This window comes from Novosphingobium aureum (genome assembly GCF_015865035.1).
GTDB lineage: Bacteria > Pseudomonadota > Alphaproteobacteria > Sphingomonadales > Sphingomonadaceae > Novosphingobium > Novosphingobium aureum.
The window spans coordinates 1944278-1970815 of record NZ_JADZGI010000001.1 but is presented as its reverse complement, the minus strand read 5'-3'; the positions used below and the strand labels follow the sequence as shown (position 1 = coordinate 1970815).

The 26538-nt window shown below is 65.6% G+C and carries 23 protein-coding genes; 15 read left to right on the top strand and 8 right to left on the bottom strand.

Features of this window, described 5'->3' with window-relative positions:
• Positions 1–2: 2 nt before the first annotated feature.
• Both parE and I5E68_RS09300 read left to right on the top strand, forming a co-directional pair.
• Entirely contained in the window at positions 3–2012 is a 2010-nt protein-coding gene (gene parE, locus I5E68_RS09305; protein ID WP_197163159.1) for a DNA topoisomerase IV subunit B, read from the top strand.
• Positions 2005–2811: a hypothetical protein gene (locus tag I5E68_RS09300; RefSeq protein WP_197163157.1), complete on the top strand. Its 807-nt coding sequence runs from the start codon at positions 2005–2007 to the stop codon at positions 2809–2811. The genes parE and I5E68_RS09300 overlap by 8 nt, the downstream gene beginning before the upstream one ends.
• Before the next feature lie 16 nt (positions 2812–2827).
• Here I5E68_RS09300 and I5E68_RS09295 read toward each other — a convergent pair whose 3' ends face one another.
• On the bottom strand, positions 2828–3547 hold the full coding sequence (locus I5E68_RS09295; protein WP_197163155.1) for an NYN domain-containing protein: 720 nt from the start codon (positions 3545–3547) through the stop codon (positions 2828–2830).
• Positions 3548–3594: 47 nt separating this feature from the next.
• Entirely contained in the window at positions 3595–4788 is a 1194-nt protein-coding gene (locus I5E68_RS09290; RefSeq protein WP_197163153.1) for a glycosyltransferase family 87 protein, read from the bottom strand.
• A gap of 151 nt (positions 4789–4939) precedes the next feature.
• On the opposite strand from I5E68_RS09290, the gene I5E68_RS09285 reads away from it, so the two are divergent.
• From I5E68_RS09285 to ygiD, 6 genes are all read left to right on the top strand, one after another.
• A complete protein-coding gene (locus tag I5E68_RS09285) occupies positions 4940–5785 on the top strand; it encodes an AAA family ATPase (RefSeq protein ID WP_197163151.1) in 846 nt (281 codons plus the stop codon).
• A 1-nt stretch (position 5786) separates the two neighbouring features.
• On the top strand, positions 5787–6215 hold the full coding sequence (locus tag I5E68_RS09280) for a GFA family protein (RefSeq protein WP_197163149.1): 429 nt from the start codon (positions 5787–5789) through the stop codon (positions 6213–6215).
• A 5-nt stretch (positions 6216–6220) separates the two neighbouring features.
• Positions 6221–7117 carry a DUF817 domain-containing protein gene (locus I5E68_RS09275; protein WP_197163147.1) on the top strand — a complete coding sequence of 299 codons (897 nt, stop codon included), beginning with the start codon at positions 6221–6223 and terminating at the stop codon, positions 7115–7117.
• A gap of 62 nt (positions 7118–7179) precedes the next feature.
• Positions 7180–8208, top strand: a complete 1029-nt coding sequence (locus I5E68_RS09270) for a hypothetical protein (protein WP_197163145.1) — start codon at positions 7180–7182, stop codon at positions 8206–8208.
• A complete protein-coding gene (locus I5E68_RS09265; protein WP_197163144.1) occupies positions 8208–9389 on the top strand; it encodes a vWA domain-containing protein in 1182 nt (393 codons plus the stop codon). Before I5E68_RS09270 ends, I5E68_RS09265 begins: the two co-directional genes overlap by 1 nt.
• An 86-nt stretch (positions 9390–9475) precedes the next feature.
• Positions 9476–10294, top strand: coding sequence for a 4,5-DOPA-extradiol-dioxygenase (gene ygiD, locus I5E68_RS09260; protein WP_197163143.1), 819 nt, complete (start codon positions 9476–9478; stop codon positions 10292–10294).
• Between the two features lie 2 nt (positions 10295–10296).
• Here ygiD and I5E68_RS09255 read toward each other — a convergent pair whose 3' ends face one another.
• Both I5E68_RS09255 and I5E68_RS09250 read right to left on the bottom strand, forming a co-directional pair.
• A complete protein-coding gene (locus I5E68_RS09255; protein WP_197164725.1) occupies positions 10297–11508 on the bottom strand; it encodes an exo-beta-N-acetylmuramidase NamZ family protein in 1212 nt (403 codons plus the stop codon).
• Positions 11509–11516: 8 nt separating this feature from the next.
• Complete coding sequence (locus I5E68_RS09250; protein ID WP_370463732.1) at positions 11517–12149, bottom strand: DOMON-like domain-containing protein; 633 nt, start codon at positions 12147–12149, stop codon at positions 11517–11519.
• 75 nt (positions 12150–12224) lie between these two features.
• On the opposite strand from I5E68_RS09250, the gene tyrS reads away from it, so the two are divergent.
• From tyrS to I5E68_RS09220, 6 genes are all read left to right on the top strand, one after another.
• Positions 12225–13454 (top strand): tyrosine--tRNA ligase, encoded by a 1230-nt coding sequence (gene tyrS, locus I5E68_RS09245; protein WP_197163142.1) that lies wholly within the window; start codon positions 12225–12227, stop codon positions 13452–13454.
• Positions 13455–13576: 122 nt separating this feature from the next.
• A complete protein-coding gene (locus I5E68_RS09240) occupies positions 13577–13915 on the top strand; it encodes a PilZ domain-containing protein (protein WP_197163141.1) in 339 nt (112 codons plus the stop codon).
• A 177-nt stretch (positions 13916–14092) separates the two neighbouring features.
• Positions 14093–16288, top strand: a complete 2196-nt coding sequence (locus I5E68_RS09235; RefSeq protein WP_197163140.1) for a TonB-dependent receptor — start codon at positions 14093–14095, stop codon at positions 16286–16288.
• Between the two features lie 43 nt (positions 16289–16331).
• Positions 16332–17621 (top strand): MFS transporter, encoded by a 1290-nt coding sequence (locus tag I5E68_RS09230; protein WP_197163139.1) that lies wholly within the window; start codon positions 16332–16334, stop codon positions 17619–17621.
• A 3-nt stretch (positions 17622–17624) separates the two neighbouring features.
• Entirely contained in the window at positions 17625–18542 is a 918-nt protein-coding gene (cysK, locus tag I5E68_RS09225; RefSeq protein ID WP_197163138.1) for a cysteine synthase A, read from the top strand.
• Positions 18539–19267 carry a dienelactone hydrolase family protein gene (locus I5E68_RS09220; RefSeq protein ID WP_197163136.1) on the top strand — a complete coding sequence of 243 codons (729 nt, stop codon included), beginning with the start codon at positions 18539–18541 and terminating at the stop codon, positions 19265–19267. Before cysK ends, I5E68_RS09220 begins: the two co-directional genes overlap by 4 nt.
• Before the next feature lie 4 nt (positions 19268–19271).
• Here the strand turns inward: I5E68_RS09220 and hisI are convergent, their stop codons facing one another.
• Both hisI and I5E68_RS09210 read right to left on the bottom strand, forming a co-directional pair.
• Entirely contained in the window at positions 19272–19649 is a 378-nt protein-coding gene (hisI, locus tag I5E68_RS09215; RefSeq protein WP_197163134.1) for a phosphoribosyl-AMP cyclohydrolase, read from the bottom strand.
• A gap of 409 nt (positions 19650–20058) precedes the next feature.
• Entirely contained in the window at positions 20059–20784 is a 726-nt protein-coding gene (locus I5E68_RS09210) for a ComF family protein (protein WP_197163132.1), read from the bottom strand.
• Between the two features lie 74 nt (positions 20785–20858).
• On the opposite strand from I5E68_RS09210, the gene I5E68_RS09205 reads away from it, so the two are divergent.
• A complete protein-coding gene (locus I5E68_RS09205) occupies positions 20859–21626 on the top strand; it encodes a methyltransferase domain-containing protein (protein WP_197163130.1) in 768 nt (255 codons plus the stop codon).
• A gap of 111 nt (positions 21627–21737) precedes the next feature.
• Here I5E68_RS09205 and ppdK read toward each other — a convergent pair whose 3' ends face one another.
• Both ppdK and glyS read right to left on the bottom strand, forming a co-directional pair.
• Positions 21738–24401 carry a pyruvate, phosphate dikinase gene (gene ppdK / locus I5E68_RS09200; RefSeq protein WP_197163128.1) on the bottom strand — a complete coding sequence of 888 codons (2664 nt, stop codon included), beginning with the start codon at positions 24399–24401 and terminating at the stop codon, positions 21738–21740.
• A 52-nt stretch (positions 24402–24453) separates the two neighbouring features.
• Entirely contained in the window at positions 24454–26538 is a 2085-nt protein-coding gene (glyS, locus tag I5E68_RS09195) for a glycine--tRNA ligase subunit beta (protein WP_197163126.1), read from the bottom strand.

The following is a 26538-nucleotide window of genomic DNA, read 5'->3' as shown; positions in this document are numbered from 1 at the left end:
CCATGTCCGATGACCTGTTCGACGAAATCCCCAAATCCACCGGCGAAGCCTATGACGGTTCCGCGATCGAGGTCCTCGAAGGGCTGGAACCGGTCCGCCGGCGCCCCGGCATGTACATCGGCGGCACCGACGAGCGTGCCTTGCACCATCTCGTCGCCGAAGTGCTCGACAATGCGATGGACGAGGCGGTCGCCGGTCACGCCAACCGTATCGAGGTCACGCTCGAGGAAGAGCCGGGTACGGCAGGCCGCATCACGATCACTGACAACGGGCGCGGCATCCCGGTCGACGAGCACCCCAAGTATCCTGGCAAGTCCGCGCTCGAGGTAATCCTCTCGACGCTGCACTCGGGCGGCAAGTTCTCGGGCAAGGCCTATGCCACCTCGGGCGGCCTGCACGGCGTCGGCATCTCGGTAGTCAACGCGCTCTCGACCAAGACCCGCGTCGAGGTTGCCCGCAACAAGGAACTCTACGCACAGGAGTTTTCCAAGGGCCAGACACTCGGACCGATCCAGAAGGTCGGCGCGGCGCCGAACCGGCGCGGCACCTCTGTCACCTTCACCCCCGACACCGAAATCTTCGGCGAGCAGAAGTTCAAGCCCGCGCGCCTGTTCAAGCTGGTTCGCTCCAAGGCCTATCTCTTCGCAGGCGTGGAAATCCGCTGGAAGTGCTCGCCCTCGCTCGCGACCGAGGAAATCCCGGCCGAGGCCACCTTTCAGTTCCCCGGCGGCCTTGCCGATCACCTTGCCGAACAGGTCAAGGGACGCGAATGCGTTACCGTCGAGGCCTTCTCGGGTTCGCAGGACTTTCCGGCCAACGAGGAGGGCCTCGAACAGGGCCGGGTCGAATGGGCCATCGCCTGGCCGCTCTATTCGGACGGCGCCTATTCCTGGTACTGCAACACGATCCCGACGCCCGATGGCGGCACGCACGAGCAGGGTCTGCGCGCCGCGCTGACCAAGGGCATCCGCGCCTTTGCCGAGCTGGTCGGCGAAAAGAAGAAGGCCAAGGACATCACGCCCGACGACGTGGTGACCGGCTCGGAGATCATGCTCTCGGTCTTCATCCGCGATCCCCAGTTCCAGAGCCAGACCAAGGACCGCCTCACCAGCCCCGAAGCGGCGCGTCTGGTCGAGAACGCGGTGCGCGATCACTTCGACCACTTCCTCACCCACAACCTCGACCGCGGCAAGGCGCTGCTGGGCGCCGTGATCGAGCGGGTCGAGGATCGCCTGCGCCGCAAGGCCGAACGCGAGGTCAAGCGCAAGACCGCGACCAATGCCAAGAAGGTGCGCCTGCCCGGCAAGCTCACCGACTGTTCGGGCGAAGGGGAAGGCGAGACCGAACTGTTCATCGTCGAGGGCGACAGCGCAGGCGGCTCGGCCAAGCAGGCGCGCGACCGCAAGACCCAGGCGATCCTGCCGATCCGCGGCAAGATCCTCAACGTCGCGTCGGCCAGCGCCGACAAGATCCGCGCCAATCAGGAAATCGCGGACCTGATGCTCGCACTCGGCTGCGGCGTGCGCAAGGACTGCAACGCCGACAATCTGCGCTACGACCGCATCATCATCATGACCGATGCCGACGTCGACGGTGCCCATATCGCGACGCTGCTGATGACCTTCTTCTTCCAGGAGATGCCCGACATCGTGCGCAAGGGCCACCTCTACCTCGCGCAGCCGCCGCTCTATCGCCTGACTGCGGGCTCGACTTCGGCCTATGCACGCGACGATGCGCACCGCGCCGAGCTGGAGAAGACCCAGTTCAAGAACAAGAAGGTCGAGGTTGGCCGCTTCAAGGGCCTTGGCGAGATGAACCCGCAGCAATTGCGCGAGACCACGATGGCGCCCGCCAGCCGCTCGCTCATCCGCATCACGCTGCCGCCCGAGTACGAAGACCGTGCCGCGGTGAAGGACCTCGTCGACCGCCTCATGGGCCGCAATCCGGAACACCGCTTCCACTTCATCCAGAACCGCGCCGGCGACCTCGATCGCGATCTCATCGATGCGTAAGCTTCTTGGCGGCGCCCTGCTGCTGGCGCTCGGTGCGCTCACCGCCCTGCCCGCGGCGGCAGTCGAGACCACGCCCAGCAGCACGGCTGCAACGACCGGAGCATGGCACGACCTTGCAGTGGCCATCGCCAACGAAGAGCAGATGCAGGCATCGTCGAAGCGCCTGCTCGACGCGATGATGGAGCAGTTTGCGCAAGACCCCGACATGGCCGAAATGGAAACCGAGTTTCCCGGCATGCTGCAATCCTTCCGCAGCGCGATGACACCGCTGATCCAGAGCGAGATCGCGCACACGACACCGCTCTACCGTGCTGACCTCGAAGCGCTCTATCGCGACAAGCTGAGCGAGCCGCACGCCCGCGAAGCCACGGCATTCGTGACCTCGCCGCAGTTTCAGCGCTTCCTCGAGACCTATGGCAAGAACGCCAGGATGCGCACCACCGCGCGCGACCTGATCAAGACCGAGCAGGTCACGAGCGATGCCATACTTTCCGACGTACGCTCGTCAGCCCTGCAGACCTCGTTGCAGATGGATGGCGCGGACCTGCGCTACATGGAAGAATTCTACGCCACCGAGGCCGGCATCAATTTCAAGGCGCTCAATCCCGCCAAGATTGAGATCGACCGCAAGTGGGCGAACTACGTCTCGCCCGAAGCGTCTGCGCAGGTCGTGCCGCTCGTGCTCAACGCCATGATCGAGCACGTAGGCAAGACCGATCCCGACACGGCTGCGGCGATGCGCGAGAACCTCGCCGGGCTGATCGAGGCCGGTGAAGAAGCGGTGCCTGCTGCGCAATAGGGGCGGCCTTCGCCGCCTAGCGCAGACGCTTCACGAAAAGTCCGCTCTCACGCTTCTCGCTCGCAAACTGGGGCAGGCTCTGCACGAGTTCGGATAAACGCGAGAAGCCATAGCTGCGCGCATCGAAGCTGGAGCGGTTGGCGGCGCGCTGACCGACCTCGGACAGGCTGGCGAACCCGTCGTCGTCGCGCTTGCTCGCCTTCCAGGCATCCCCGAGGAGTTCGACGAGGCTTTCATCGACCGCAGGCTTGGAAGGCGCAGGCGCATCGGGCTCGCGCTCCTGCTCGGCGGCCATGGCGCCAAGATCGATGAACCGGGTGCAGGCCTCGCGGAATGCCTCAGGCGTGCGCGCGGTGCCGAAGCCGTAGACCGGGGTACCGTTCTGGCGGATGCGAATGGCGAGCGGCATGAAGTCGCTGTCGCTGGTCATCAGACCAAAACCGTCGACATGCCCCCCGTAGAGCAGGTCCATGGCGTCGATCGTCATCTTCATGTCGGTCGCGTTCTTGCCCTTGGTCAGGTCGAACTGCTGCTGCGGCTCGAGCGCGTAGCGGTGGACGAGGCCTGCCCAGCCCTTCAGCCCCTGCTTGCTCCAGTTCCCGTAGACCCGCCGGATATTGACATTGCCGAGATCGCCAAGAATCGTCAGCGCGCTCTCGAGGTTCGCGGGCGAGGCATTGTCGGCATCGATCAGGAGCGCGATGTTGCGGGACTGGGCACTGCGGCGTTGGGGCACGGGATATGTCTTCCTGTCATGATCGGGACTTGTCGGCGTCACCCGTCCTAATGCGCGCGTGAGCCGCGGGTTGCCCGTCGCCAGACTAACGCGAAGAAGGCGACGAGCACCAGCGGCATGATCGGCAGGCCAGCATGCATCGCCAGCGGCCGCGCAAAAGCGGTCGCGGCGAAGGTCACGAGCAGGACCAGCTTTTCGTAGGGCGCGAAACCGAGCCGCAAACCCTCGCCCGCGAGCCACAGCAGCGGGAAGGCAACGAGGACCATGTCGTAATCGAGCACGAAAGGCGTCACCAGCGGCGCGCCTGCCAGGACAAGGCTCGCCAACCCGGAATTCCAGCGCCGCTTCCACGCTGCCCCGAGCGTCAGCGCCGCAACGGCAAGACCTGCCACTGCCTGTACGGCATAGGCCAGTGTTGCACCGATGCCGACGAGGCGCAGCGCCGCGAACACGCTCACCATCTTGCCGAAGTCAACCGCGCCCTCGCGCATCGCTTCCTGTGCCCGCCCGCTCGCCGCCAGCCAGTCGGGCCAGACCTGCGGTCCGAAGGCGAGTGCGCTCAAGGCCGCGAGCACGACGGCGGTGCCCGCAGCGACGAACACCACCTTCCACTCGCGCGAGGCGAGCAGCGCGAGCGGCACGAGCACGCCGAACTGCGGCTTGACGGTGGCAAGGCCGAGGCAGATACCCGCGAGGACCGGCCTCGTGCGCGCATTGAGCAGCCCGATCCCGAGCAGTCCGCCAACCAGCCACGAAGTCTGCCCGTGCGTGATCACGATCGCCATGGCCGGATAAGCCGCGAGCGCGAGCCAGAACGGAATACCTGCCTCCGCCTCGCGCCACCACCCACGCAGTGCCGCGACGAAGAGCGCGCCTGTCGCAATCAGCCAGAGACCCAGCGCCGGAAAGTATCCGAGCCAGCCGAGCGGCCAGCAGAACGGCAGGAACGAGGGCGGGTAGAAGAACGCGGTATAGGCGCCGGGCGATGCGTGCAGGGCGCGCTGGGCGGCGATATGCGCGGCGCCGTCATAAGGATTGCCCGCAGAGTGCAGCATCTGCCCGCTGGTCCAGAAACTGATAAAGTCGGTGCCGATGAGAAAACCGTTGGCGTCCACCCCGCCATGCGAGGTCGTAAGCAGGATCGCGAGCATGGCGATGTTCAGGACGGCCAGCACCCACAGGTACCCGCGCGCCCTTTCGGCACCCAGCCAGTCCATATCGCGCAAGAAAGCAGCCCCCATGTCCTCCTGCTTGCATCGCATCGGCGGCGAAGTCCATCACCGCCACGCATCACTTGCCATGCTGCGGCGCAAAACCTAGCTTGTCCTCAAATGGCTACGCCGCCGCCTCGGCCGGCGCGGGCCGAAGCAATCGAGAGGAAAGACAAGGCCCATGCAGCGCTTCGAAGGGACCCGCGACTATGTCGCTACCGACGATCTCAAGGTCGCGGTCAATGCCGCCGTGCTCCTGCGCCGTCCGTTGCTGGTCAAGGGCGAGCCGGGCACGGGCAAGACCGTGCTGGCCGAACAGATCGCAGCCGCACTCGATGCGCCATTGATCACCTGGAACGTCAAGTCGACGACCAAGGCGCACCAGGGCCTCTACGAGTACGATGCGGTCGCGCGCCTGCGCGACGGACAGCTCGGCGAGGAGCGCGTCCACGACATCGCCAACTACATCCGCAAGGGCAAGCTGTGGGAGGCCTTCACCTCCGAGCGCCTGCCGGTCCTGCTGATCGACGAGATCGACAAGGCCGACATCGAGTTCCCCAACGACCTGCTCGCCGAACTCGATCGCATGGCCTTCGACGTCTACGAGACCGGCGAACACGTCGCGGCTAAGGAACGCCCGATTGTCGTCATCACCTCGAACAACGAGAAGGACCTGCCCGACGCCTTCCTGCGCCGCTGCTTCTTCCACTACATCTCCTTTCCCGACCGCGAGACGATGCAAGCGATCATCGATGTCCACTTCCCCGGCATCCAGAAGACGCTGGTGCGCCGCGCGATGGAGATCTTCTACGAATTGCGCGAGGTCCCCGGGCTCAAGAAGAAGCCTTCGACCAGCGAACTGCTCGACTGGCTCAAGCTGCTTATGAACGAGGACATGCCGCTCGATGTCCTGCAGAGCAGCGAGCCGGGCAAGGCGATCCCGCCACTCCACGGCGCACTGCTCAAGAACGAACAGGACGTGATGCTGTTCGAACGCCTCGCCTTCATGGCGCGCAGGGGGAACTGAGATGTCCGCGCCTTACGAAGGCTCGTGCAACTGCGGCGCGATCACCGCGACATTCGCCAGCGAACCCATGGCCGTGCGCCAGTGCTGGTGTCGCAAGTGCCAGAAGGCATCGGCAGGTGGGCCCACGACCAATGCCCTCTTCGCCACCGACACCATGGACCTGCGCGGCGCGGTAAAGTGGAGCGGCTACGAGGCAGACAGCGGCAATACCGTCGAGCAGGGCTTCTGTCCCGAATGCGGCACCCCGATCTTCGGCCGCAATTCGGCGCGACAGGGCTCGTGGATGGTGCGCCTCGGCTTTCTCGACGGTGACCATGACCTCTTCCCGGACATGGCGATCTGGCTCGATCAGGCTCCCGCCTGGGCCAGAGTCCCCGAGGGGATCGAGACCTGCGCGACGCAGCCTGCCCCCAGCCCGGCAAAGTCCTGAGCGCGGTGGAACCGTTCGTCACCGGGCAGGCACATACCCGCTTCGCCGCGGTCAGGGACCGGCTGGAAGCCTTCTCTCCGCGCCCGGGCTGGCGGGCATGGCTCTACGAGTTCCTGCTGTTCGGCTTCAAGCAGGGCTGGGCCTGCCTGTTCGGCGGCCTCATGCTGGCCCTGCTGCTCGCGACGCACTTGTTCTATCCCGAGGGAGCCGCCCTCGCCCGCTACGATTTCCTGACCCTTGCCGCGCTCACGATCCAGCTGGGCATGCTTGCGCTGCGCCTCGAGACGCTCGACGAGGCGAAGGTGATCCTCGCGTTTCATCTCGTTGGCACGGTGATGGAACTGTTCAAGACGGCGGTAGGGTCCTGGGAATATCCGGGCGACGCGGTGCTGCGGATCGGTGCGGTCCCGCTCTTTTCCGGCTTCATGTACGCCGCCGTCGGTAGCTACATCGCGCGTATCTGGCGCATCTTCGACTTCCGCTTCACTGCCTACCCGCCGCGCTGGGCGACCCTCGTGCTGGCAATCGCGGTCTACGTGAACTTCTTTGCGCATCACTGGCTGCCCGATGTGCGTATCGCGCTGTTTGCAGCACTCGCCCTCGTCTTCGCGCGCACACGCATCTGGTTCCGGGTCTGGCGCGAGGATCGCTGGATGCCGCTGCTGCTCGGCTGGTTCCTCGTCGCCCTGTTCATCTGGCTGGCCGAAAACCTCGGCACCTTCGCGCAGGCCTGGACCTACCCCGACCAGCGCGCGGGATGGTCAATGGTGCACTTTGGCAAACTCGGGGCCTGGTACCTCCTGATGTACATTTCCTTCGTGCTCGTGGCGGTAGTTCACCGCCCGATGCCGCGCCTCTTCGCTGTCACGATCCCGGAAAAGAAGGCAACGTCATGTTCATGAGCAAGAAGCATCGAGAGCAGCGCTCAGGGCTCGTCCTTGCGAGCTTGTGTGCAGCGGCTGCCTTGGCAACGCCTCTCCCGGCCTTGTGCGATCCCATCGTCGCGCCGGTCGATGCCGAATGGTACCACGGCCTGACGGGCTACGCCTTCGAGCCCGAAGTCGCCGGCTTCGCACGGCTCGAAATACAGGATCTCGGCAAGGCTCAGCTCGACATTTCCTCGACCTATTCCGACGAGGCCACGCAGACCGAAGCAACGGTTTACCTGTTCCACGCCGGCCTCGCCGATGCTTCCGTCTGGCACGACCGTATCCTTGCAACGATGGCTTCCGGAAAACTCGGCACTCTGGGTACAGCGGCAGCAAATACGACGATCTTCACCCCGCCAAGCGGCCAGCCCGATGCAGGGATAAGGACCGTTGCGCCTCTTTCGGGGGAGAGCGCGCGCTCTACCGGCGTCGCGATCTACCCTTTCGCCGACTGGCTGCTGGCGGTGCGCATGACCTCGCACAGTCTACAGGCTGCTGATCTCGATACCCGCCTGTCAGCCTTCGTCACCGCCTTTTCCGCTCCACACGCCCCGATCGGCGCTGCCAAGGCCTACGCCATCAAGGCATGCGACAACGCGCTCCCACAGAAAACAGCGAAGATCTACAAGCCGACGATGATGGACGCGCTCCTTGGCGCGACTATTGGCGCCGCTCCAAAGGATGAAACCTACGACAGCGGCGCGCTCCCCGCCAAGGATGCCGACTGGTGCCGTGACCCTGCCTCGACTGCGGACTACGGAGTCTATCGTTCGAAGGGCACGCGCAAGCACTACATAGTCGCCGTCAGCGATGCCGGAATGACGGCTAGCGTGGGCGAGGAAACCTTGTCCGGCCTGGTCAACGAATCTTCCGCGCCTTCCTACCAGATGATCGTTCGCACCGTGGATCATGCCTACGCCTACCCGCGCTTCACCCGGCTCCCATCGGTAAAGCAGGTCATGACCCAGATCATCAAGGGCCAGCCGATCTCATCGGCGACGCGCGGAGCTGCTGAGACGACGATAAACCTCCCCTCGCCGACAAGCGGGAAAGATAGCGACTGATGCTCCTGAACTTCATCGACGAACTGCGTGCGGCGGGCATCCAGGCCTCGCTCAAGGAGCATCTCGTCCTGCTCGAGGCTCTCGATCGCGAGGTGATCGAGCAGACGCCCGAAGCCTTCTATTACCTCGCGCGTGCTACTTTCGTGAAAGACGAGGGGCTTCTCGACCGCTTCGACCAGGTCTTCCAGAAGGTCTTTGCCGGTGTCTTCTCCGATTACGGACAGCAGCCCGTCGATGTGCCCGAGGACTGGCTGCGCGCCCTTGCCGAGCGCTACTTCACCGAGGAGGAGATGGAGCAGGTCAAGTCGCTGGGCTCGTGGGACGAGATCATGGAGACGCTCAAGCAGCGGCTCGAGGAGCAGAAGGAGAAGCACTCGGGCGGCAACAAGTGGATCGGAACGGGCGGCACCTCACCGTTCGGCCACTCGGGCTATAACCCTGAAGGCGTGCGCATTGGCGGCAAGAGCCAGCACAAGCGCGCGATCAAGGTCTGGGAGAAGCGCGAGTTCGCCAATCTCGACAACAGCCGCGAACTGGGCACGCGCAATATGAAGGTCGCGCTGCGCCGCCTGCGCCGCTTTGCGCGCGAAGGCGCGGCGCAGGAGCTGGACCTCGAGGAGACGATCTCCGGGACCGCGAAACAGGGCTGGCTCGACATCCGGATGCGGCCCGAACGGCACAACGCGGTCAAAGTGCTGCTCTTCCTCGACGTCGGGGGATCGATGGATCCCTTCGTCGAGCTGGTCGAAAACCTGTTTTCCGCCGCGACCGGCGAGTTCAAGAACATGGAGTTCTTCTACTTCCACAACTGTCTCTACGAAGGCGTGTGGAAGGACAACCGCCGCCGCTGGTCGCAGCGCACGCCGACCTGGGATATCCTCCATAAGTACGGCCACGACTACAAGGTAATCTTCGTCGGCGATGCCGCGATGAGCCCTTACGAGATCGCCTATCCGGGCGGTTCGGTCGAGCATATGAACGAGGAGAGCGGCGAGACCTGGATCAAGCGGGTGGTCCAGACTTATCCCGCGACGGTCTGGCTCAACCCTGTCCCGCGCGAACACTGGGCCTATACGCGCTCGACGCAGATGATGCGCGAGCTCGTCGGCGATGCCATGTACCCGCTGACCCTCGACGGGCTGGACGAGGCCATGCGTTTTCTCACGCGCAAGAAGAGCTGAAGGCGACAAGGCCCTGCGTTTGCGCATAGGCGCTATGCAGGATTGTGCGATTGTCGCGCGCGCGCTCTGGCCCCATCATGCAGGCCATGACACAGACCATGCCCTCCCTGTTCATCGGTCACGGCTCGCCGATGACCATGATCACCGACAATCCCGAGCGTCGCTTCCTCGAAGCGCTCGGCCCCCGGCTGCCGCGCCCCGAGGCGATCCTGACCGTTACCGCGCACTGGGAAACGAACGGGGCGACGCATGTCTCGTCGGGTGCCCGGCCGCGCACGATCCATGACTTCCGGGGGTTCCCTCAGGAACTCTACGATATGCAGTACCCCGCGTCCGGTGCGCCCGATCTGCTTGACCGGATCGATGCCCTGAGCGGTGATCTGCCGGTGACACGCGATGCCTCCTGGGGCTTCGACCACGGGGTTTGGGGCGTGCTGCGCCCTCTCTTTCCCGAAGCCGACATCCCGGTCGTGGCGATGAGCGTGAACCATGCCCTGAGCGCCGAAGCACACCTCGAGCTCGCCGCAAGGCTCGCCCCGCTGCGCCGTGAAGGCGTGATGATCGTGGGCAGCGGTAACGTGGTGCACAACCTCAGGCTCTACCACGCGACCCACGGCACCCGCCCCGACTGGGCGAGCGAATTCCAGCAGCGCGTGACCCGGGCAGTAATTGCCGACGACCGCGCCGCGCTCACCCGCTTCGCCCCTGGCGACCAGGCTGCGGCCAAGGCAATCAACTCCGCCGAGCACTATCTGCCGCTGCTCTATGCACTGGGCGCGAAGCTCGAAGGCGACGAGGTTGGCGTGTTCAACGACACGCTTGATGGTGCCTTGACGATGACTTCGTATCTGTTCGGCGATACAGCACCGCTGCACGCGCTGGGCGAACCTGCCGGCGCGGCCTGACCTCAGTCGGCGCGCGGGTAGAGCAGCAGGTCTGCCGTCGTAGCGCGCCATGCTGCCTCGTCCGCCCCGGCAAGGGCGTCGAGATCGGCAGGTGTCGCGGCGGGGTTGTCGACCCATTCACGCAGGGCCGGACCACCATTGATCACGTCGATCGCAAGGCGCTCGAATTCGTACTCGTAGGGAAAGTCGCGCCAGAGCGGATAGTCGGGTGCAAGGTCGCGGATCGCCTTGAAGGCGAGCGCCTGCAGGCGCCAGGGCCTGAACGAGGCGTGATCGTAGAAACCGCCTTCGGCATGGACCATGAGCGCGCTGCACAGCGTACCGGCATGCTTGTGGAAGGTCGGCTCGAAGAAGCATGGACGCAGCGCGGCGCCTTCCATCCACGCGGGCGCGATCTCGCGCATCCGGGTCAGAACGGCCTCGGCGTCGATGTCGGGCGCTCCGAACAGGACCTCGAGCGGGCGCGTGGTGCCGCGCCCTTCGGAGACCGTCGCCCCCTCGATCATCACCGTTCCCGCATAGGCGCGGGCCATGTTGAGGTTCGCGGCATTCGGGCTGGGATTGATCCAGATGCGATCCTCGGGCCAGCCGAAGCCGGGGCCGGTCTCGGGGTCCCAGCCTTCCATCGCGATCACGCGGTAGTCTACGTCGAGGTCGAAGTGGCGCACGAACCAGTGGCCCATCTCGCCAAGCGTCAGCCCGTGGCGCATCGGCATCGGCCCCGCGCCAACGAAGCTCTCATGCCCGGGCAGGAGGCTGGTGCCCTCGATCGGGCGTCCAGCGGGATTGGGGCGGTCGAGCACCCACACGCTCTTGCCCGAAGCGGCGGCCGCCTCGAGCATGTAGAGCAGCGTGGTGACGAAGGTGTAGATCCGGCAACCAAGGTCCTGCAGGTCGAACAGGAACACGTCGGCGGTATCCATCATCGCCTGCGAGGGCCTGCGCACTTCGCCATAGAGGCTGAACACCGGGATGCCGTGGACCGGATCGGTCTCGTCGGCAGTCTCGACCATGTTGTCCTGCTTGTCGCCCTTGAGCCCGTGCTGCGGACCGAAGGCGGAGGTCACGTTGACCCCGGCCGCGTTCAGCGCGTCGAGCGAATGGGTCAGGTCCGCAGTGACCGAGGCGGGATGCGCGACGAGCGCGACGCGCCTGCCCTCGAGAGGCTTGCGCAGGTCAGGGTCCGCCAGCAGGCGATCGATGCCGAATTGGATACCGGTAGTCATGCCGGCTTCGGTGCCGCAACCGCGAGAGTGAAGCAAGCGGGATCGTGAAAGTCGGGCGCATCGCCGCCATGTGCGAACGCCCAGTAGCTGCGCGTGCCGCCCTCTTCCTCGAGCACTGCGGTGAAACCGCAGAGCCAGTCGCCTTCGGGGAGTCCGGCAGCCGGGATCGCGGCATCGAAGATCGCCATGTCGGTGCCCTTGCGCATGGTGCATTCGGGCTCGCGCGGCATGGGGCGCTCGCTCATGCCCTCGCGCCTTGCGGTGAAGTCGTAGGCGTTCCAGCGCTCGGAAGGCGAGAGGTTGAATTCGCTATAGCCAGGCCCCTCACCGGGCATCACGAACATCTCGAAGCAGGTCGTCTGCCACAGCCCGTCGGCGCGGCCACGCCCGGCAAACGGCGGGACGACGAGCTTGCCCGCCCCGAGGATGTTCCAGCGCACGCGCAGCCACTGGGCATCGCGGCCGATGATACGGGCCTTGACCGAGCGGATCGTCTCGGGGGCCTGCGAAGGGTGTGGGGTAAGCTCTTCCATGCCATCGAGCGTGCCGCCGCCATCATGGCGTGGCAACCATCGCCACGCCTCAACCCCCAGCCATGCGGTGAAGCGCGCCTCCTTGCTTTGTTTCACGCAAGCTCCGTGCTACGCGCCCGCAACGGCGCACCGTCCCCGCCTCATGGGACGCATCCATTTCCAGATTGGGCCATGACCTACAGATCTTCCCTGCTCCGCCTGCTCGACGAACGCGGCTACATCCACCAGGTGACCGATGCCGGGGGCCTCGACGCCCTCGCCGAGAAGCAGACCGTGCCGGCCTATGTAGGCTTCGATGCCACCGCCTCCTCGCTCCATGTCGGCAACCTCGTGTCGATCATGCTGCTGCGCCGCCTCCAGCAGGCCGGGCACAAGCCGGTCGTGCTGATGGGCGGGGGCACCACCCGCATCGGCGACCCCACCGGCAAGGACGAAGTGCGCAAGATGCTCTCGGACGAGCAGATCGAGGCCAACATCGCCTCGATCCGCACCGCCTTCGAGCGCTTCCTCACCTTCGGCGACGGCCCGACCGATGCGGTCATGGTCAACAACCACGACTGGCTGGGCAAAATCGGCTACATCGAGATGCTGCAGCGCGTGGGCACGCACTTCACCGTGAACCGCATGCTCAGCTTTGATTCGGTCAAGCTGCGCCTCGAGCGCGAGCAGCCGATGACCTTCCTCGAGTTCAACTACATGATCCTGCAGGGCTACGACTTCCGTCACCTCTCGCAGGAGATGGGCGTACGCCTGCAGATGGGCGGCTCGGACCAGTGGGGCAACATCGTCAACGGCGTCGAACTGGCACGCCGGATGGATTCGACCGAGGTCTTCGGCCTGACCACGCCGCTGATCACCAAGGCTGACGGCACCAAGATGGGCAAGTCGGTATCGGGCGCGGTCTGGCTCAACGAGGAAGCCCTGCCGGCCTACGCCTACTGGCAGTTCTGGCGTAATTGCGACGACCGCGACGTAGGCAAGTTCATGCGCCTGTTCACCGACCTGCCGCTCGACGAGATCGCGCGCCTCGAAGCGCTCGAGGGCAGCGCGATCAACGATGCCAAGGTCATCCTCGCCAACGAGGCGACCCGGCTCTGCCGCGGCGAGGAGGCCGCCCGCGCTGCCGAGGCAACCGCGCGCGAGACTTTCGCGGGCGGCGGACTGGGCGAAGACCTGCCCACGATAGAGGTTACCGGCGAAGGCATCCGCCTGGGCGCGGCCTGCACGGCGCTGGGCTTCACCGCCTCGAACGGCGAGGCCAAGCGCAAGATCGGCGAAGGCGCGGTGCGTCTCGACGACGTCGCCATGGACGATCCCGGCCATCTGATCGCGGTTGCCCCCGGCGAAACCCGTAGGCTCAGCCTCGGGAAGAAAAAGCACGGTCTTCTCAAGGGTATGTAACATCGGACGACCCGTGCACGTGCCAAGATAGGACACCGCACGGGTCGTTCTGATTAACGGCTTGTTTGCCATTTTGCCCCATTGTTGCGTGCCTGAGGTCCACAACAAAAAGGCAAGCAAGAATGTCCGCAGGAGCCCAGCTCACTGTAACCGACAAGCGGCGCGCGGCGCGCCATCCGGTCGATTATAAGGTGATAGCCGAACATCGCGCGCTGGGCGACGTCCACCTGCATATCGTCAATATCTCCGCGCAGGGCTTCATGGTCCAGGAGAACACCGAGATGGACCGGGGCGAGCGGCTCGTCATGCGCCTGCCGGTGATCGGCCGGATCGAGAGCCACCTGATCTGGGCGCACGAGGGCCGCGCCGGATTCCAGTTCGAGCGCATCATTCGCATCGACGACTTCCTCAAGCTGGTCGAGACCATCCAGCCCAATTCGCGCCTGCGCCCGCGTCGCTAACAGGCGACACAAGCCGACCGAACCCTTTGTATCTCATCGAATTTGCCCTTCGTGCCAGCGGCGCGGGGGGATTTTGCCGTGGGCGCTTGCCAGCTGGAGCCGATCCGCATGCGACGCAGGGCCAAGTCTAAGCATTTTCCGGTTGATATATTATATCATAACAATTAGCCGGTCGCCATGAACACAGCCTCCCCCCGATTCGCCGTTTCGCGAACCTCGACATCCCTTTCCATTCTTGCCGCGATGCTCGTCCTTGCACCGCAGGTCCATGCCCAGGGGCAGGCGGCCGACAAGCAGGAAACCCCGGCCCACGGGCCCTCTCCGCAGGACTCTGGCAACGACATTGTGGTGGTCGGTCACCCGCCGACGGACTTCGGCCTGCTCGCCGCGACCGCCAGCATCGGCGGCGACAACCTGGTTGCGGCCAACCGCGCCCAGATCGGCGACATTCTCGAGGGCCTGCCGGGCGTCGCCTCGACGAGCTTTGCCCCGGGTGCCTCGCGCCCCGTCCTGCGCGGCTTCAGCGGTGATCGCATCCGCGTAATGACCGATGGCCTCGGCTCGCTCGACGCATCCAACGTCTCGGTAGACCATGCGGTTGTCTTCGACGCCCTCACCGTCGATCACATCGACGTATTCCATGGACCCTCGGTGCTTCTCTACGGCGGCAACGCCATCGGCGGCGCGGTCAATGCCATCGACACGCGCATTCCGCGCTCGGTCCCCCAGCGCATCACCGCGACCGGCATCGGCAGCTACGGCACAGCCGCAGACGAGCGCATGTTTGCAGGCAAGATCGACGTGCCGCTGGGCGAGCGCTTCGTGGCGCACGTCGATGGCTCCTGGCGCAAAAGCGATGACCTGCGCATCGGCGGCGATCTCTATTCACCGGCGCTGCGCGGCGAGATGGAACATGCTGCCGAACACCTCGCCGAAGAAGGCGAGACCGACGAGGCTAACGAGCTGTTCGAAGAGGCCGGTCGCAGCGGTCGCGCGCCCAACACGGCTGCGCGCACCTATACCGTCGGCGCGGGCCTGGCCTTCATCGACGCAGGCGGCAGCCTCGGCATTTCCTATCAGCGCTACGATTCGCGTTACGGTATCCCGGCAAGGCCCGCCTTCGAGGACCCGCACGGCCACGCGGACGACGACCATGATGATCATGACGACCACGACGATCACGCCGGGCACGACCATGGCGAGGAGCCGGTGACGATCGACCTTGTCCAGAACCGCTTCGACCTTCGCGGCGAACTCATTCTGGGTGGCCTGTTCAAGAGCCTGCAGCTGCGTGGCGGCTATTCGGACTACACCCATACCGAATACGAGGGCGAGGAAACCGGCACGATCTTCGACAGCCAGGCGATCGAGACCCGCGCCGATCTCGTCCAGAACGACCGCGGTGGCTGGCGCGGACGCAGCGGCGCGCAGTACTTCTGGCGCAAGATGAACGTAAACGGCCCTGAAGCGGTCGTCCCCGACTACCAGATCGAGCGTTTCGGCCTCTTCACGCTGCAGTCGCTCGGGCTCGGCTCTGGCTTCACCGCCGACGCTTCGGGCCGCTACGAAACCTCGAGCGTCTCCTCGCGCTCGATGAGCTTCGATCGTTCCTACGACCTGTGGTCGGGCGCTGCGGGCCTGAGCTGGAAGTCGGGCACCGGCCTGACGCTTGGCGCCAACTTCATCCACGGCGAGCGCGCGCCCTCGCCCGAGGAACTGCTCAGCGACGGCATCCACGTCGCGACGCAGGCCTACGAACTGGGCGACCGTACCTTGGGCATCGAGCGCAGCAATGGCGGCGAGGCCTTCGTGCGCTACTCGAGCCCCCGCTTCGAGGTCTCGCTGACCGGCTACGTCACCGATTTCGGCAATTACATCGCCTCGGTCGCAACCGGCGACGAAGTCGATGAGCAGCCTGTCTACCAGTACACCGAGGCGAGCGCGCTGTTCAAAGGCTTCGAGGCCCAGGCCAGCTTCCAGGCGATGCAGTGGGACGGTGGCCAGTGGAGCATCGATGCGACCTCGGACTACACCCATGCCAGCCTCGATGACATCGGCCCCGCCCCGCGCATCCCGCCGCTGCGTATTCGCGGTGGCACCGATCTGATGCTGGGCGCGCTGCACCTTCGCGGAGAAGTCGAATGGAATGCCGAGCAGAACCGTGTCGGCACTTACGAGAATGCGACCGACGACTTCACTCTCGTCAACCTGAGTGCCGACTGGCATCCCATGGGCGAAGAAGGTCCGGTCACGCTGATGCTGGCAGCGAACAACCTGTTCGACGTCGTGGGTCGCCGTTCGGCGTCCTATACCAGCGACTTCATGCCCATCGCCGGACGTGACGTGCGCGTCACGGCAAAGATCACCTACTAAGGATAAAACGCTGCATGGCTTGGCAATCTCTTGCCTCACTGCCATGCAGCGTTCCGTGACCAAGACAGCCCCTCCCCCCACATCGCCGCTCCAGATCGCGGACTATCGCCGGTTCTGGCTCGCCCGCTTCTGCGCGGTGCTCGCCTCGACCGGCATGGTCGTGATCATCGGTTACCAGCTCTACGACGTGGCGCGTGCCGACTACGGCATGACCATCGGCGAAGCCTCGTTCCAGCTCGGCCTGCTCGGCTTCGCGCAGTTCGTCCCGATCTTCCTGCTGACGCCCGTCGCAGGTGTGCTCGCCGACCGCATGGACCGGCGCAAGCTGGCTGGTACGGCGGCCTTCCTCGACGCGTTTGTCGCGATCGGCCTTGCGGTCACTACCGCGATAGAACTGCGCAACCTGCCTGTGCTCTACGCCTTCGGCGTCCTTCACGGCACGGTGCGCGTCTTCGTGCGCCCGGCGATGGGCGCGATCGCCCCGAACATCGTGCCCACGGCGCTCATTCCCAAGGCCATCGCGCTCAACTCGATGGCGATGCAGATCGGCGTCATTTTCGGACCGGCCGTGGCGGGCTACCTCTTCGCCTGGGATCGCCCCTCGCCCTACACCATCTCTGCCGCAGCCGAGATCGTCGCGGGCATCGCGGTCCTCTCGATCCGCAACATGCCGCCCCTGCACGCAGACGCGCGCAAGGCACATCCGGTGCGCCAGATAATCGACGGGTTTCACTTCATCTGGAAGGAGCGTTTCCTCTTCGGGTGCATCTCGCTCGACCTTTTCGCGGTCCTGCTCGGCGGTGCCACCGCTCTGCTTCCGGTCTTTGCCCGCGACATCCTCCACGTCGGCCCCGAGGGCCTTGGCGAGATGCGCGCCGCAACAGCTGCAGGTGCAGCCGTCGTGGGCGTCATCCTCTCGTTCAAGCCCCTCTCGAAAGAGGTGGGCGCGAAGATGCTCTGGTCGGTCGCGGCCTACGGCGCGGCGACACTGGCCTTCGGCCTTTCGCGCGACTTCGCGCTCTCGCTGGTGTTCCTCGCACTGCTGGGTGCCGCCGACATGGTCTCGATGTTCGTGCGCGGATCGCTGGTCCAGTTGCGCACGCCCGATGACAAGCGCGGGCGTGTCTCGGCGATCTCGGGCCTTGCCATCTCGGCATCCAACGAACTGGGCGAGATGCAGTCGGGCATTGCCGCGGCCCTGCTCGGCGCGACGGGCGCAGTTGTTTTCGGCGGCGCCGGGGCCATATTCGTTACCGCAATCTGGGCCGTGATCTTTCCCGAGATCCGCCGCGCCCGCACGTTCGAACCTGCATATCCGAGAGAGGCAACCTGACCCATGAAGGCTGACAGCATTCTCGCCACCATCGGCAACACCCCGCACGTGAGGCTCGCCCGCCTGTTTCCCGACCACGAGGTCTGGATCAAGGCCGAGCGCACCAACCCGGGCGGCTCGATCAAGGATCGCATCGCGCTCGCCATGATCGAGGCGGCAGAGGCCGATGGCAGCCTCAAGCCGGGCGGAACGATCATCGAGCCGACCTCGGGCAACACCGGGATCGGGCTTGCCATGGTCGCTGCGGTCAAGGGCTACAAGCTCGTGCTCGTCATGCCCGAATCGATGTCGATCGAGCGCCGCCGCCTGATGCTCGCCTACGGCGCGAGCTTCGACCTGACCCCGCGCGAGAAGGGCATGAAGGGCGCCATCGAGCGTGCCCGCGAGCTGGTCGAAGAGACTGAGGGCGCATGGATGCCGCAGCAGTTCGACAACCCCGCCAACCCCGATATCCACGCGCGCACCACCGCGCGCGAGATCCTCGCGGACTTCGCCGATACACCGCTCGACGCGCTCGTCACTGGCGTTGGCACCGGCGGTCACCTCACCGGCTGCGCCGAAGCGCTCAAGGCGCAGTGGCCTGACATGAAGGCCTATGCGGTCGAGCCCGAACTCTCGCCGGTCATCTCGGGCGGCCAGCCCGGCCCGCACCCGATCCAGGGCATCGGCGCAGGCTTCATTCCTTCCAACCTGCATACCAAGTCGATTGACGGCGCGATCAAGGTCGATGCCGCCGCGGCCAAGGAAATGGCGCGTCTGAGCGCGACGAAGGAAGGCATGCTCGTCGGCATCAGCTCCGGCGCGACGCTGGCGGCCATCGCCGAGAAGCTCAAGGACATGCCTGCCGGAAGCCGCGTCCTCGGCTTCAACTACGACACCGGCGAGCGTTACCTCTCGGTCCCCGACTTCCTGCCCGAATGAGCGCGCTCGAACCGCTCGGTTACAGCAACGCGGGTGGCGACAGTAAAGCGCAGCTGACCGGGTGGCTCGTCCGCCCGGTCGGTGCTGCGCGCGCCGCAATCGTGCTCTACCCCACCATCGTCAACGTCAATGCGGCGATGGAACGCCGGGCAAAGATGCTCGCCGACCTCGGGTACATCGTGCTGATCGCCGATTTCTATGGTGAGTCTGTGCGCGATTTCACTGCCGCACAGGCTCTGGCCGCGACGCTGCGCGAGAATACCGCTCACTATCGCGGGCGCATCGGCGCTGCGATCGAGGCCCTGCGCGCCCTGCCCGAATGTGCCGGCCTGCCGCTGGGCGCGATCGGCTATTGCATGGGCGGACAGGCCGCACTCGAAGCCGCGCGCGACGGCCAGCCCTTGCGCGCCGCCGTCAGCTTCCACGGGCTGCTTTCCACCGGCGCACGTGCCGAACCGGGCAAGGTCGCGGCGCGCCTCCTGGTATGCCATGGCGATGCCGACCCCATGGTCCCGCGCGCGCAAGTCATGGCCTTCTGGGAGGAAATGGACGCGGCCGGCGCCGACTGGCATTTCCACGCCTATTCGGGTGTCCGCCACGGCTTCACCGATCCGGCAAGCGACGAACGCGACCTCACCGCCGTGACCTACGATGCCAGCGCCGACCGCCAGTCCTGGAACGCAATGACGGCTTTCCTGGAAGAAGCCCTCTTCTCCCGGACCTAAGAATTTACTCTTCGATGCGAACGAGCGTGTCGCCGTCGAGGCGGCGATAGAAGCAGCTGCGCGCGCCAGTGTGGCAAGCCGGCCCCTCGGGAATGACGGTCAGCTGGAGTGCGTCCTGATCGCAATCGACGCGCATTTCCTGCACCCGCAGGAAGTGTCCCGAGGTCTCCCCCTTGAGCCACAGCTTGCCCCGCGAGCGCGAATGGAAATGGGCCAGTCCCGTCTCGAGCGTCTTGTCGAGCGCCTCGCGGTCCATGAAGGCGACCATCAGGATGTCTTTCGTGGCAGCGTCGACGGCGATGGCGATGACCAGCCCCGCGGCATCGAAACGTGGCAAGAAGGCACTTCCCAGCTCGCGTTCGGCCTTTGAAACCTCGGTCATTTGCGGAACTTTCCTCAATTCTCGATCACGGGATTCGATTGTTGCAACAAGACAACAGCCGGTAACCAAAATCCACAAGCCGATGCAATGGCTCTTTTCATCGCGGCTGTTCCGGCCGATGAAGGATGCGCAGCTGGGGGGCTGCTTCTGACCACAGGTCGCTGACACACAAGCGCCACGGTTCAGGGAGAATACCGTGCCGACCGTCTCGACGGACAAGCGCGATGAGGGATAGGGCCAGGCAGCTTCAGGGGGTTGCCGAACTGGTTACAGGGTCCAACAGTTTCGTCACGAGGACGCCCGGAGTTTCATCGCTCCGGGCGTTTTCGTATCCGCGATACGCATCGGTACGCGCGCGTCTTGGCTGCAAACTATTGCAGATTGATGGCAGTGCGGTTCTGCTCGCCTCTCAGTCGATGACCCGCGCGAAGCAGGCGATCACGACTTCACTGGCACCGGCCCGCTTGAGAGCCGAGACACAAGCATTGCTCGTCGCGCCCGAGGTCAGCACGTCGTCCACCAGCACGACCCGCGCGCCCTTGATCCTCGGCTTCATCCGGTCGGGCACCGATATCGCGCCTACCAGCGCCCGCTTGCGCGCCTTCTTGCCGAGGCCGCCGAGCGAGGGGGTCGCCTTGCGCCGCTCAAGACCCGCGACCATCAGTTGCGCACCGCGAAGCCGCGCGAGCGCCCGCCCGATCTCGGCTGCCTGGTTGAAGCCACGCTGCCACAATCGCCAGCGGTGGAGCGGCACGGGCACCACGATCCAGTCCGGCCCGACCCGGTCAAGGCCGGCAGCGATAAGCCGTGCCATCACCGGCGCAAGGGCAATGCGCCTGCCATGCTTGAGCGAGAGCACGAGCTTGCGCGACGGCTCGGTATAGAGCGTGGCCGCGGCGATCCCGTCATGACGCGGCGGCTTTGCGAGACAGGAGCCACATTGCATGCCCTGCCCGAAGGCAACTTCGGACAGGGGCCGCGAACAGCTGGCGCAGGCAGGCTCTCCGGGCATGACCATGTCCATCCAGCACGCTGCGCAGATACCGGTCTGCGCAGCGATCGCATCGCCGCAGACCGGGCAGCGCGGCGGAAACACGAGATCTATGACCGGATCGAGGACCTGCCTTGCACGCATGCGTTGATTGCAACACCGGGCGCTTTCGCCGACAAGCTGTTGCAAGCATTTAACGAGACGGGCAGTGGAGCGCGATGGCCAGCAATCCCCCGCGTACCGCACCCCGAATCTTCTCGCCCGAGCGCCGCATCGCCGCGCGCAAGCGTCTGCGCCGCCTCCAGGCACAGCCGGACGCCGCGCGCTACATGGTCGAGGACATGGTCGAGGACGTGCTCGAGCGGCTCGACTTCCTGCGCTTCGAGCCGAAGAGTGCGCTGGTGGTGGGCGACTACACCGGGACGCTCAAGCCCCTACTCGAGGCGCGTGGCTGCGCGGTCGAAGAGACCGATCCGGCAGACGGCTTCGACGAGGAACTGCCGCATCACGAGGATGCCTACGACCTCATCGCCAGCTTCGGCACGCTCGACACGGTCAACGACCTGCCCGGCGCGCTGATCCACCTGCGTCGTGCGCTCCACAAGGATGGGATGCTCATCGCCAGCTTCTCCTCGGCCGGAAGCCTGCCGCTGCTGCGCGACGCGATGCTGGCCGCCGATGGCGAGCGTCCTGCCCCGCGACTGCATCCTGCCGTCGACGTGCGCTCCGGCGCGCAGTTGCTGCAACGCGCGCTCTTCGCCGACCCGGTGGTCGACCAGCGCCCGCTCAAGGTTGCCTTTCGCAGTCTCGAACGGCTGATAGGGGACCTGCGTGCGCAGGGGCTGGGCAACGTGCTTGCCGATCCAGGCCCCGCCATCGGCAAGGCCGGCATGCAACGCGCGCGCGAGACGTTCGCCGCTGCAGGCGAGAATGGACGCAGCGTCGAGACCTTCGAGATCCTTACGCTTTCGGGCTGGAAGCGCTGAAACGCATCGCGGCCCGGCGAGCATTGCCCGCCGGACCGCGATCGAACCGGTCAGATGTCTCGTTCGTCCCGGACGGGCTGCATTGGCAGTCCCGTCCCGGACTGTCAGCTATCAGCCCAGCGCTGCCTGCGCGGCTGCGAGGCGCGCGATCGGCACGCGGAAGGGCGAGGCACTGACGTAGTCGAGCCCGACCTTCTCGCAGAACGCGATCGAGGCCGGATCGCCGCCGTGCTCACCGCAGATGCCCAGCTTGAGGTCGGCGCGGGTTGCGCGGCCGCGCTCGGCCCCGAGCTGCACGAGCTGGCCGACACCCTCGATGTCGAGGCTGACGAACGGATCGCGCGGGTAGATGCCCTTCTCGACATAGGGGCTGAGGAAGCGGCCCGCATCGTCGCGGCTGACGCCCAGCGTGGTCTGGGTGAGGTCGTTGGTGCCGAACGAGAAGAAGCGCGCATCCTCGGCAATCTCGCCAGCCATCAGCGCTGCGCGGGGCAGCTCGATCATGGTACCGACGATATATTCGAGCGTGCGGCCCTTTTCGGCGAAAACTGCAGCGGCGGTTTCGTCGACGACCTTCTTGAGGATCGAGAGTTCCTTGCGCGTGCCCACCAGCGGGATCATCACCTCGGGAACGGGCGCTGCGCCCGAAGCCTCGGCCACGTCGCAGGCAGCCTCGAAGATGGCGCGCGCCTGCATCTCGTAGATCTCGGGGAAGGTGATGCCCAGACGGCAGCCACGGTGACCGAGCATCGGGTTCAGTTCGTGCAGCTCGTCCGCGCGGCGCTTGAGCGTGTCGACGCCGATGCCGATGTGCTCGGACAGGTCCGCAAATTCCTCGTCGCCCTGCGGCAGGAACTCGTGGAGCGGCGGATCGAGCAGGCGGATGGTGACCGGCAGGCCCGCCATCACGTCGAAGATCGCGTGGAAGTCTGCGCGCTGCTCGGGCAGCAGCTTGGCAAGCGCAGCGCGGCGACCGGCCTCGTCCTCGGCGAGGATCATCTGGCGCACGGCCGAGATGCGGTCGGCATCGAAGAACATGTGCTCGGTACGGCACAGGCCGATGCCCTCGGCGCCGAACTGGCGGGCCATCTTGCAGTCCGCCGGGGTCTCGGCGTTGGTGCGCACCTTCATGCGGCGGTGCTTGTCGGCCCACTCCATCAGCGTGCCGAAGTCACCGGCAAGCTCGGGCTCGATGGTCGGGACTTCGCCCGCCATGATCTGGCCGGTCGCGCCATCGAGAGTGATCACATCGCCTTCCTTGAGCTCGCGCTTGCCCATGCGCAGGGTGCGCGACTTCATGTCGATCGAGAGGCCCGAAGCGCCCGAGACGCAAGGACGGCCCATGCCACGCGCAACCACTGCGGCGTGGCTGGTCATGCCGCCGCGCGCGGTGAGGATGCCCTTGGCCGCATGCATGCCGTGGATGTCTTCGGGGCTGGTCTCGACGCGCACGAGGATGACCGCATCGCCCATCTCGCTACGCTTCTCGGCAGTGTCGGCATCGAGCACGATCTGGCCCGAGGCAGCGCCCGGCGAGGCGGGCAGGCCCTTGCCCAGCACGTCGCGATCGGCTTCGGGATCGAGCGTGGGGTGCAGCAGCTGGTCGAGCGCCATCGGATCGACGCGCTTGATCGCAGTCGCCTCGTCGATCAGGCCTTCCTCGACCATCTCGACCGCCATCTTGAGCGCGGCCTTGGCGGTGCGCTTGCCCGAACGGGTCTGGAGCATCCAGAGCTTGCCGCGCTCGACGGTGAACTCGATGTCCTGCATGTCGCGGTAGTGCTTCTCGAGCAGCTCGAACACCGCGGCAAGCTCGCCATAGGCCTCGGGCATCGCCTCTTCCATCGAAGGAGCGGTAGCGCCTGCGCCTTCGCGCGCGGCCTTGGTCAGGTACTGCGGGGTGCGGATGCCGGCGACGACGTCCTCGCCCTGCGCGTTGACGAGCCATTCGCCATAGTAGGCCTTCTCGCCGGTCGCGGGGTCGCGGGTGAAGGCGACGCCCGTTGCCGAGGTCTCGCCCATGTTACCGAAGACCATGGCCTGAACGTTGACCGCGGTGCCCCAGTCGCCGGGAATGTCGTTGAGGCGACGATAGACCTTGGCGCGGTCCGAATCCCAGCTGTCGAATACCGCGCGGATCGCGCCCCAGAGCTGCTCGTGCACGTCCTGCGGGAACGGCGCGCCCTGCTCGTCCTGAACGATCGCCTTGTATTCCTTGACGATCGCGCGCCAGTTGTCGGCGCTCATCTCGACGTCGTTCATGTAGCCGTTGTCTTCCTTGGCGATCTCGAGCGCTTCCTCGAATCGGCCGTGATCGAGGCCGAGAACGACATCGGAATACATCTGGATGAAGCGGCGGTAGGAATCCCAGGCAAACCGCTCGTCACCCGCGACCGAGGCCAGCCCCTCGACCGTCTCGTCGTTGAGACCGAGGTTGAGCACGGTGTCCATCATGCCCGGCATCGAGACGCGCGCGCCCGAGCGGACCGAAACCAGCAGCGGGTCGGCGGCCGAGCCGAAGCTCTTGCCCACGGTCTTTTCGATATGGGTCAGGGCTTCGGCGACGTCGGCGCGCAGGGCGTCCGAGAAGTCGCCGCCCTCGGCAAGGTACTTCACGCATTCTTCGGTGGTGATGGTGAAACCGGGGGGAACCGGAAGCCCGATCCCGGCCATCTCGGAAAGGTTGGCGCCCTTGCCGCCGGTAATCACCTTGTCCTTGGCGCGTGCATCTTCGTGCTTTGCGCCACCACCGAACGTGTAGACCTGCCTTGTCATTATACTTGGCTTTCCTCTTTACTTCCGGCCCTCCTCCAGGCCGGGCGAAATACTAGCCTTCGATCCGGGAGAAGTCAGCCACCTTGTGCACTGCAGCACGGAAACGACCGAGCAGGCCCAGACGTTCCTTGCGCTTCACCGGATCACTGTCGTTCACCGTCACGTCATTGAAAAACGCGTCGATCGGAGCCCTGAGCGAGGCCAGCGCGGCCATTGCGCCGGCAAAGTCCTCGGCCTCGATCGCGGCGCTCGCCTTCGGCGCTGCACCATCGAGCGCGTCGCGCAGGGCCTGCTCGGCGGGCTCGGGCGTGTAGTCGGCCACCGTACGCGCGGCGTAGACCTCGGCCATGTCCGGATCGTCGACGTTCTCGAGCGGGTCCTCGTCGCCGGTATGCTCGATACCGTCGGCGTCGAAGTCCTCCTTCTTGAGGATGTTGTTGGCACGCTTGTAGCCCGCCAGCAGGTTCGCCCCGTCATCGGTCTGGACGAAAGCCTGAAGCGCGTGGACCCGCGCAAGCAGGCGCACCAGATCATCCTCACCGCCGAGCGCGAAGACCGCGTCGATCAGATCGTGGCGAACGCCTGCTTCCTTCTGCTGGACCTTGAGACGGTCGGCGAAGAAGTCGAGCAGTTCGCCTTCGGCCACGCCGAAGCGCAAGTCGTTTTCGGTGATCAGACGGATGATGCCCAGCGCTGCACGGCGCAGCGCAAAGGGATCCTTCGATCCGGTGGGCTTCTCGTCGATGGCGAAGAAGCTGCGCAGCGTATCGAGCTTGTCCGCCAGCGCCACCGCCACGGAGACTGGAGCGGTCGGAACGTCATCACCGGCGCCGACCGGCCTGTAGTGGTCGCGGATCGCGTCGGCGACGGCATCGCCCAGACCCTCGGCGCGAGCGTAATAGCCACCCATCAGGCCCTGCAACTCTGGGAACTCGCCGACCATTTCGGTGACGAGATCGGCCTTGCACAGCTCCGCAGCCTTGCGCGCGAGCGCGGGGTCGCAATCGGGCACGATGCCCTCTGCAGCCAGCCATTCGGCCAGCTTGGCGACGCGCTCGACCTTGTCGGCAACGGTGCCCAGCTTCTCGTGGAAGGTGATGCGCGCCAGCTTCTCGGCATGGACCGAAAGCCTGGTCTTGCGGTCCTGCTGCCAGAAGAAGCGCGCATCGGACAGACGCGCGGCGAGCACCTTGCGGTTGCCCGCGACGATGCCCTCGCCGCCGTCGGTGGCGTCGATATTCGCGGTGCACACGAAGGCGTCGGCAAGCTTGCCGTCCTTCTCGCACACGAAGTACTTCTGGTTGACGCGCGCGGTGAGCTGGATTGTCTCGGGCGGCACCTCGAGGAAATCCTCGTCGAAGCGGCCGAGCAGCGGCACCGGCCATTCGGTGAGGCCCGCATTCTCGATCACGAGGCCCTCGTCCTCGACCAGCGTCAGGCCAGCGGCGGCGGCGGCATTGCGCGCCTCGTCGCGGATGAGGTTCTGGCGCTCCTCGTGATCGACGATCACGTGGCAGGCCGAGAGCTTGCGCGCATAGTCATGCGCGCCGCCGATGGTGATTTCGCCCGGCGCGTGGAAGCGGTGGCCGCGCGTGGCGTAGCCCGAGGCGATGCCGCCGATCTCGCACTCGACGAGGTCTTCGCCGAGGATCGCGACGATGCCCGAGAGCGGGCGTACCCAGCGCAGCGATTCGGGGCTGAGCGAGGCCGCGCCCCAGCGCTGCGACTTGGGCCATGGGAAGGCGCGGATGATCGCAGGGATCGCCTCGGCAAGCACGTCCTTCACCGCACGACCCGGCTTCTCGACAACCGCGAACCAGGTCTCCTTGCCCTTGATCTCGCGGACCTCGAGCTGGTCCTTGGTGAGGCCGGTCTTGCGCAGGAAGCCTTCGAGCGCCTGTTCGGGGGCGCTGGTCGCGGGGCCCTTAGTCTCCTCGCGCACCGCTGCCGTCTCGAGCGGCAGTTCGTGCGCAATCAGCGCGAGACGGCGCGGGGTCGACCACACGGTGATCGACCCGAGCGCGACGCCAGCCGCGTCCATTTCCTTGCGGAAGAGCTTCTCGAGGTCGGCGCGGGCGCCGGCCTGCATGCGGGCGGGAATTTCCTCGGAGCGCAGTTCGAGCAGAAAATCGGTCAT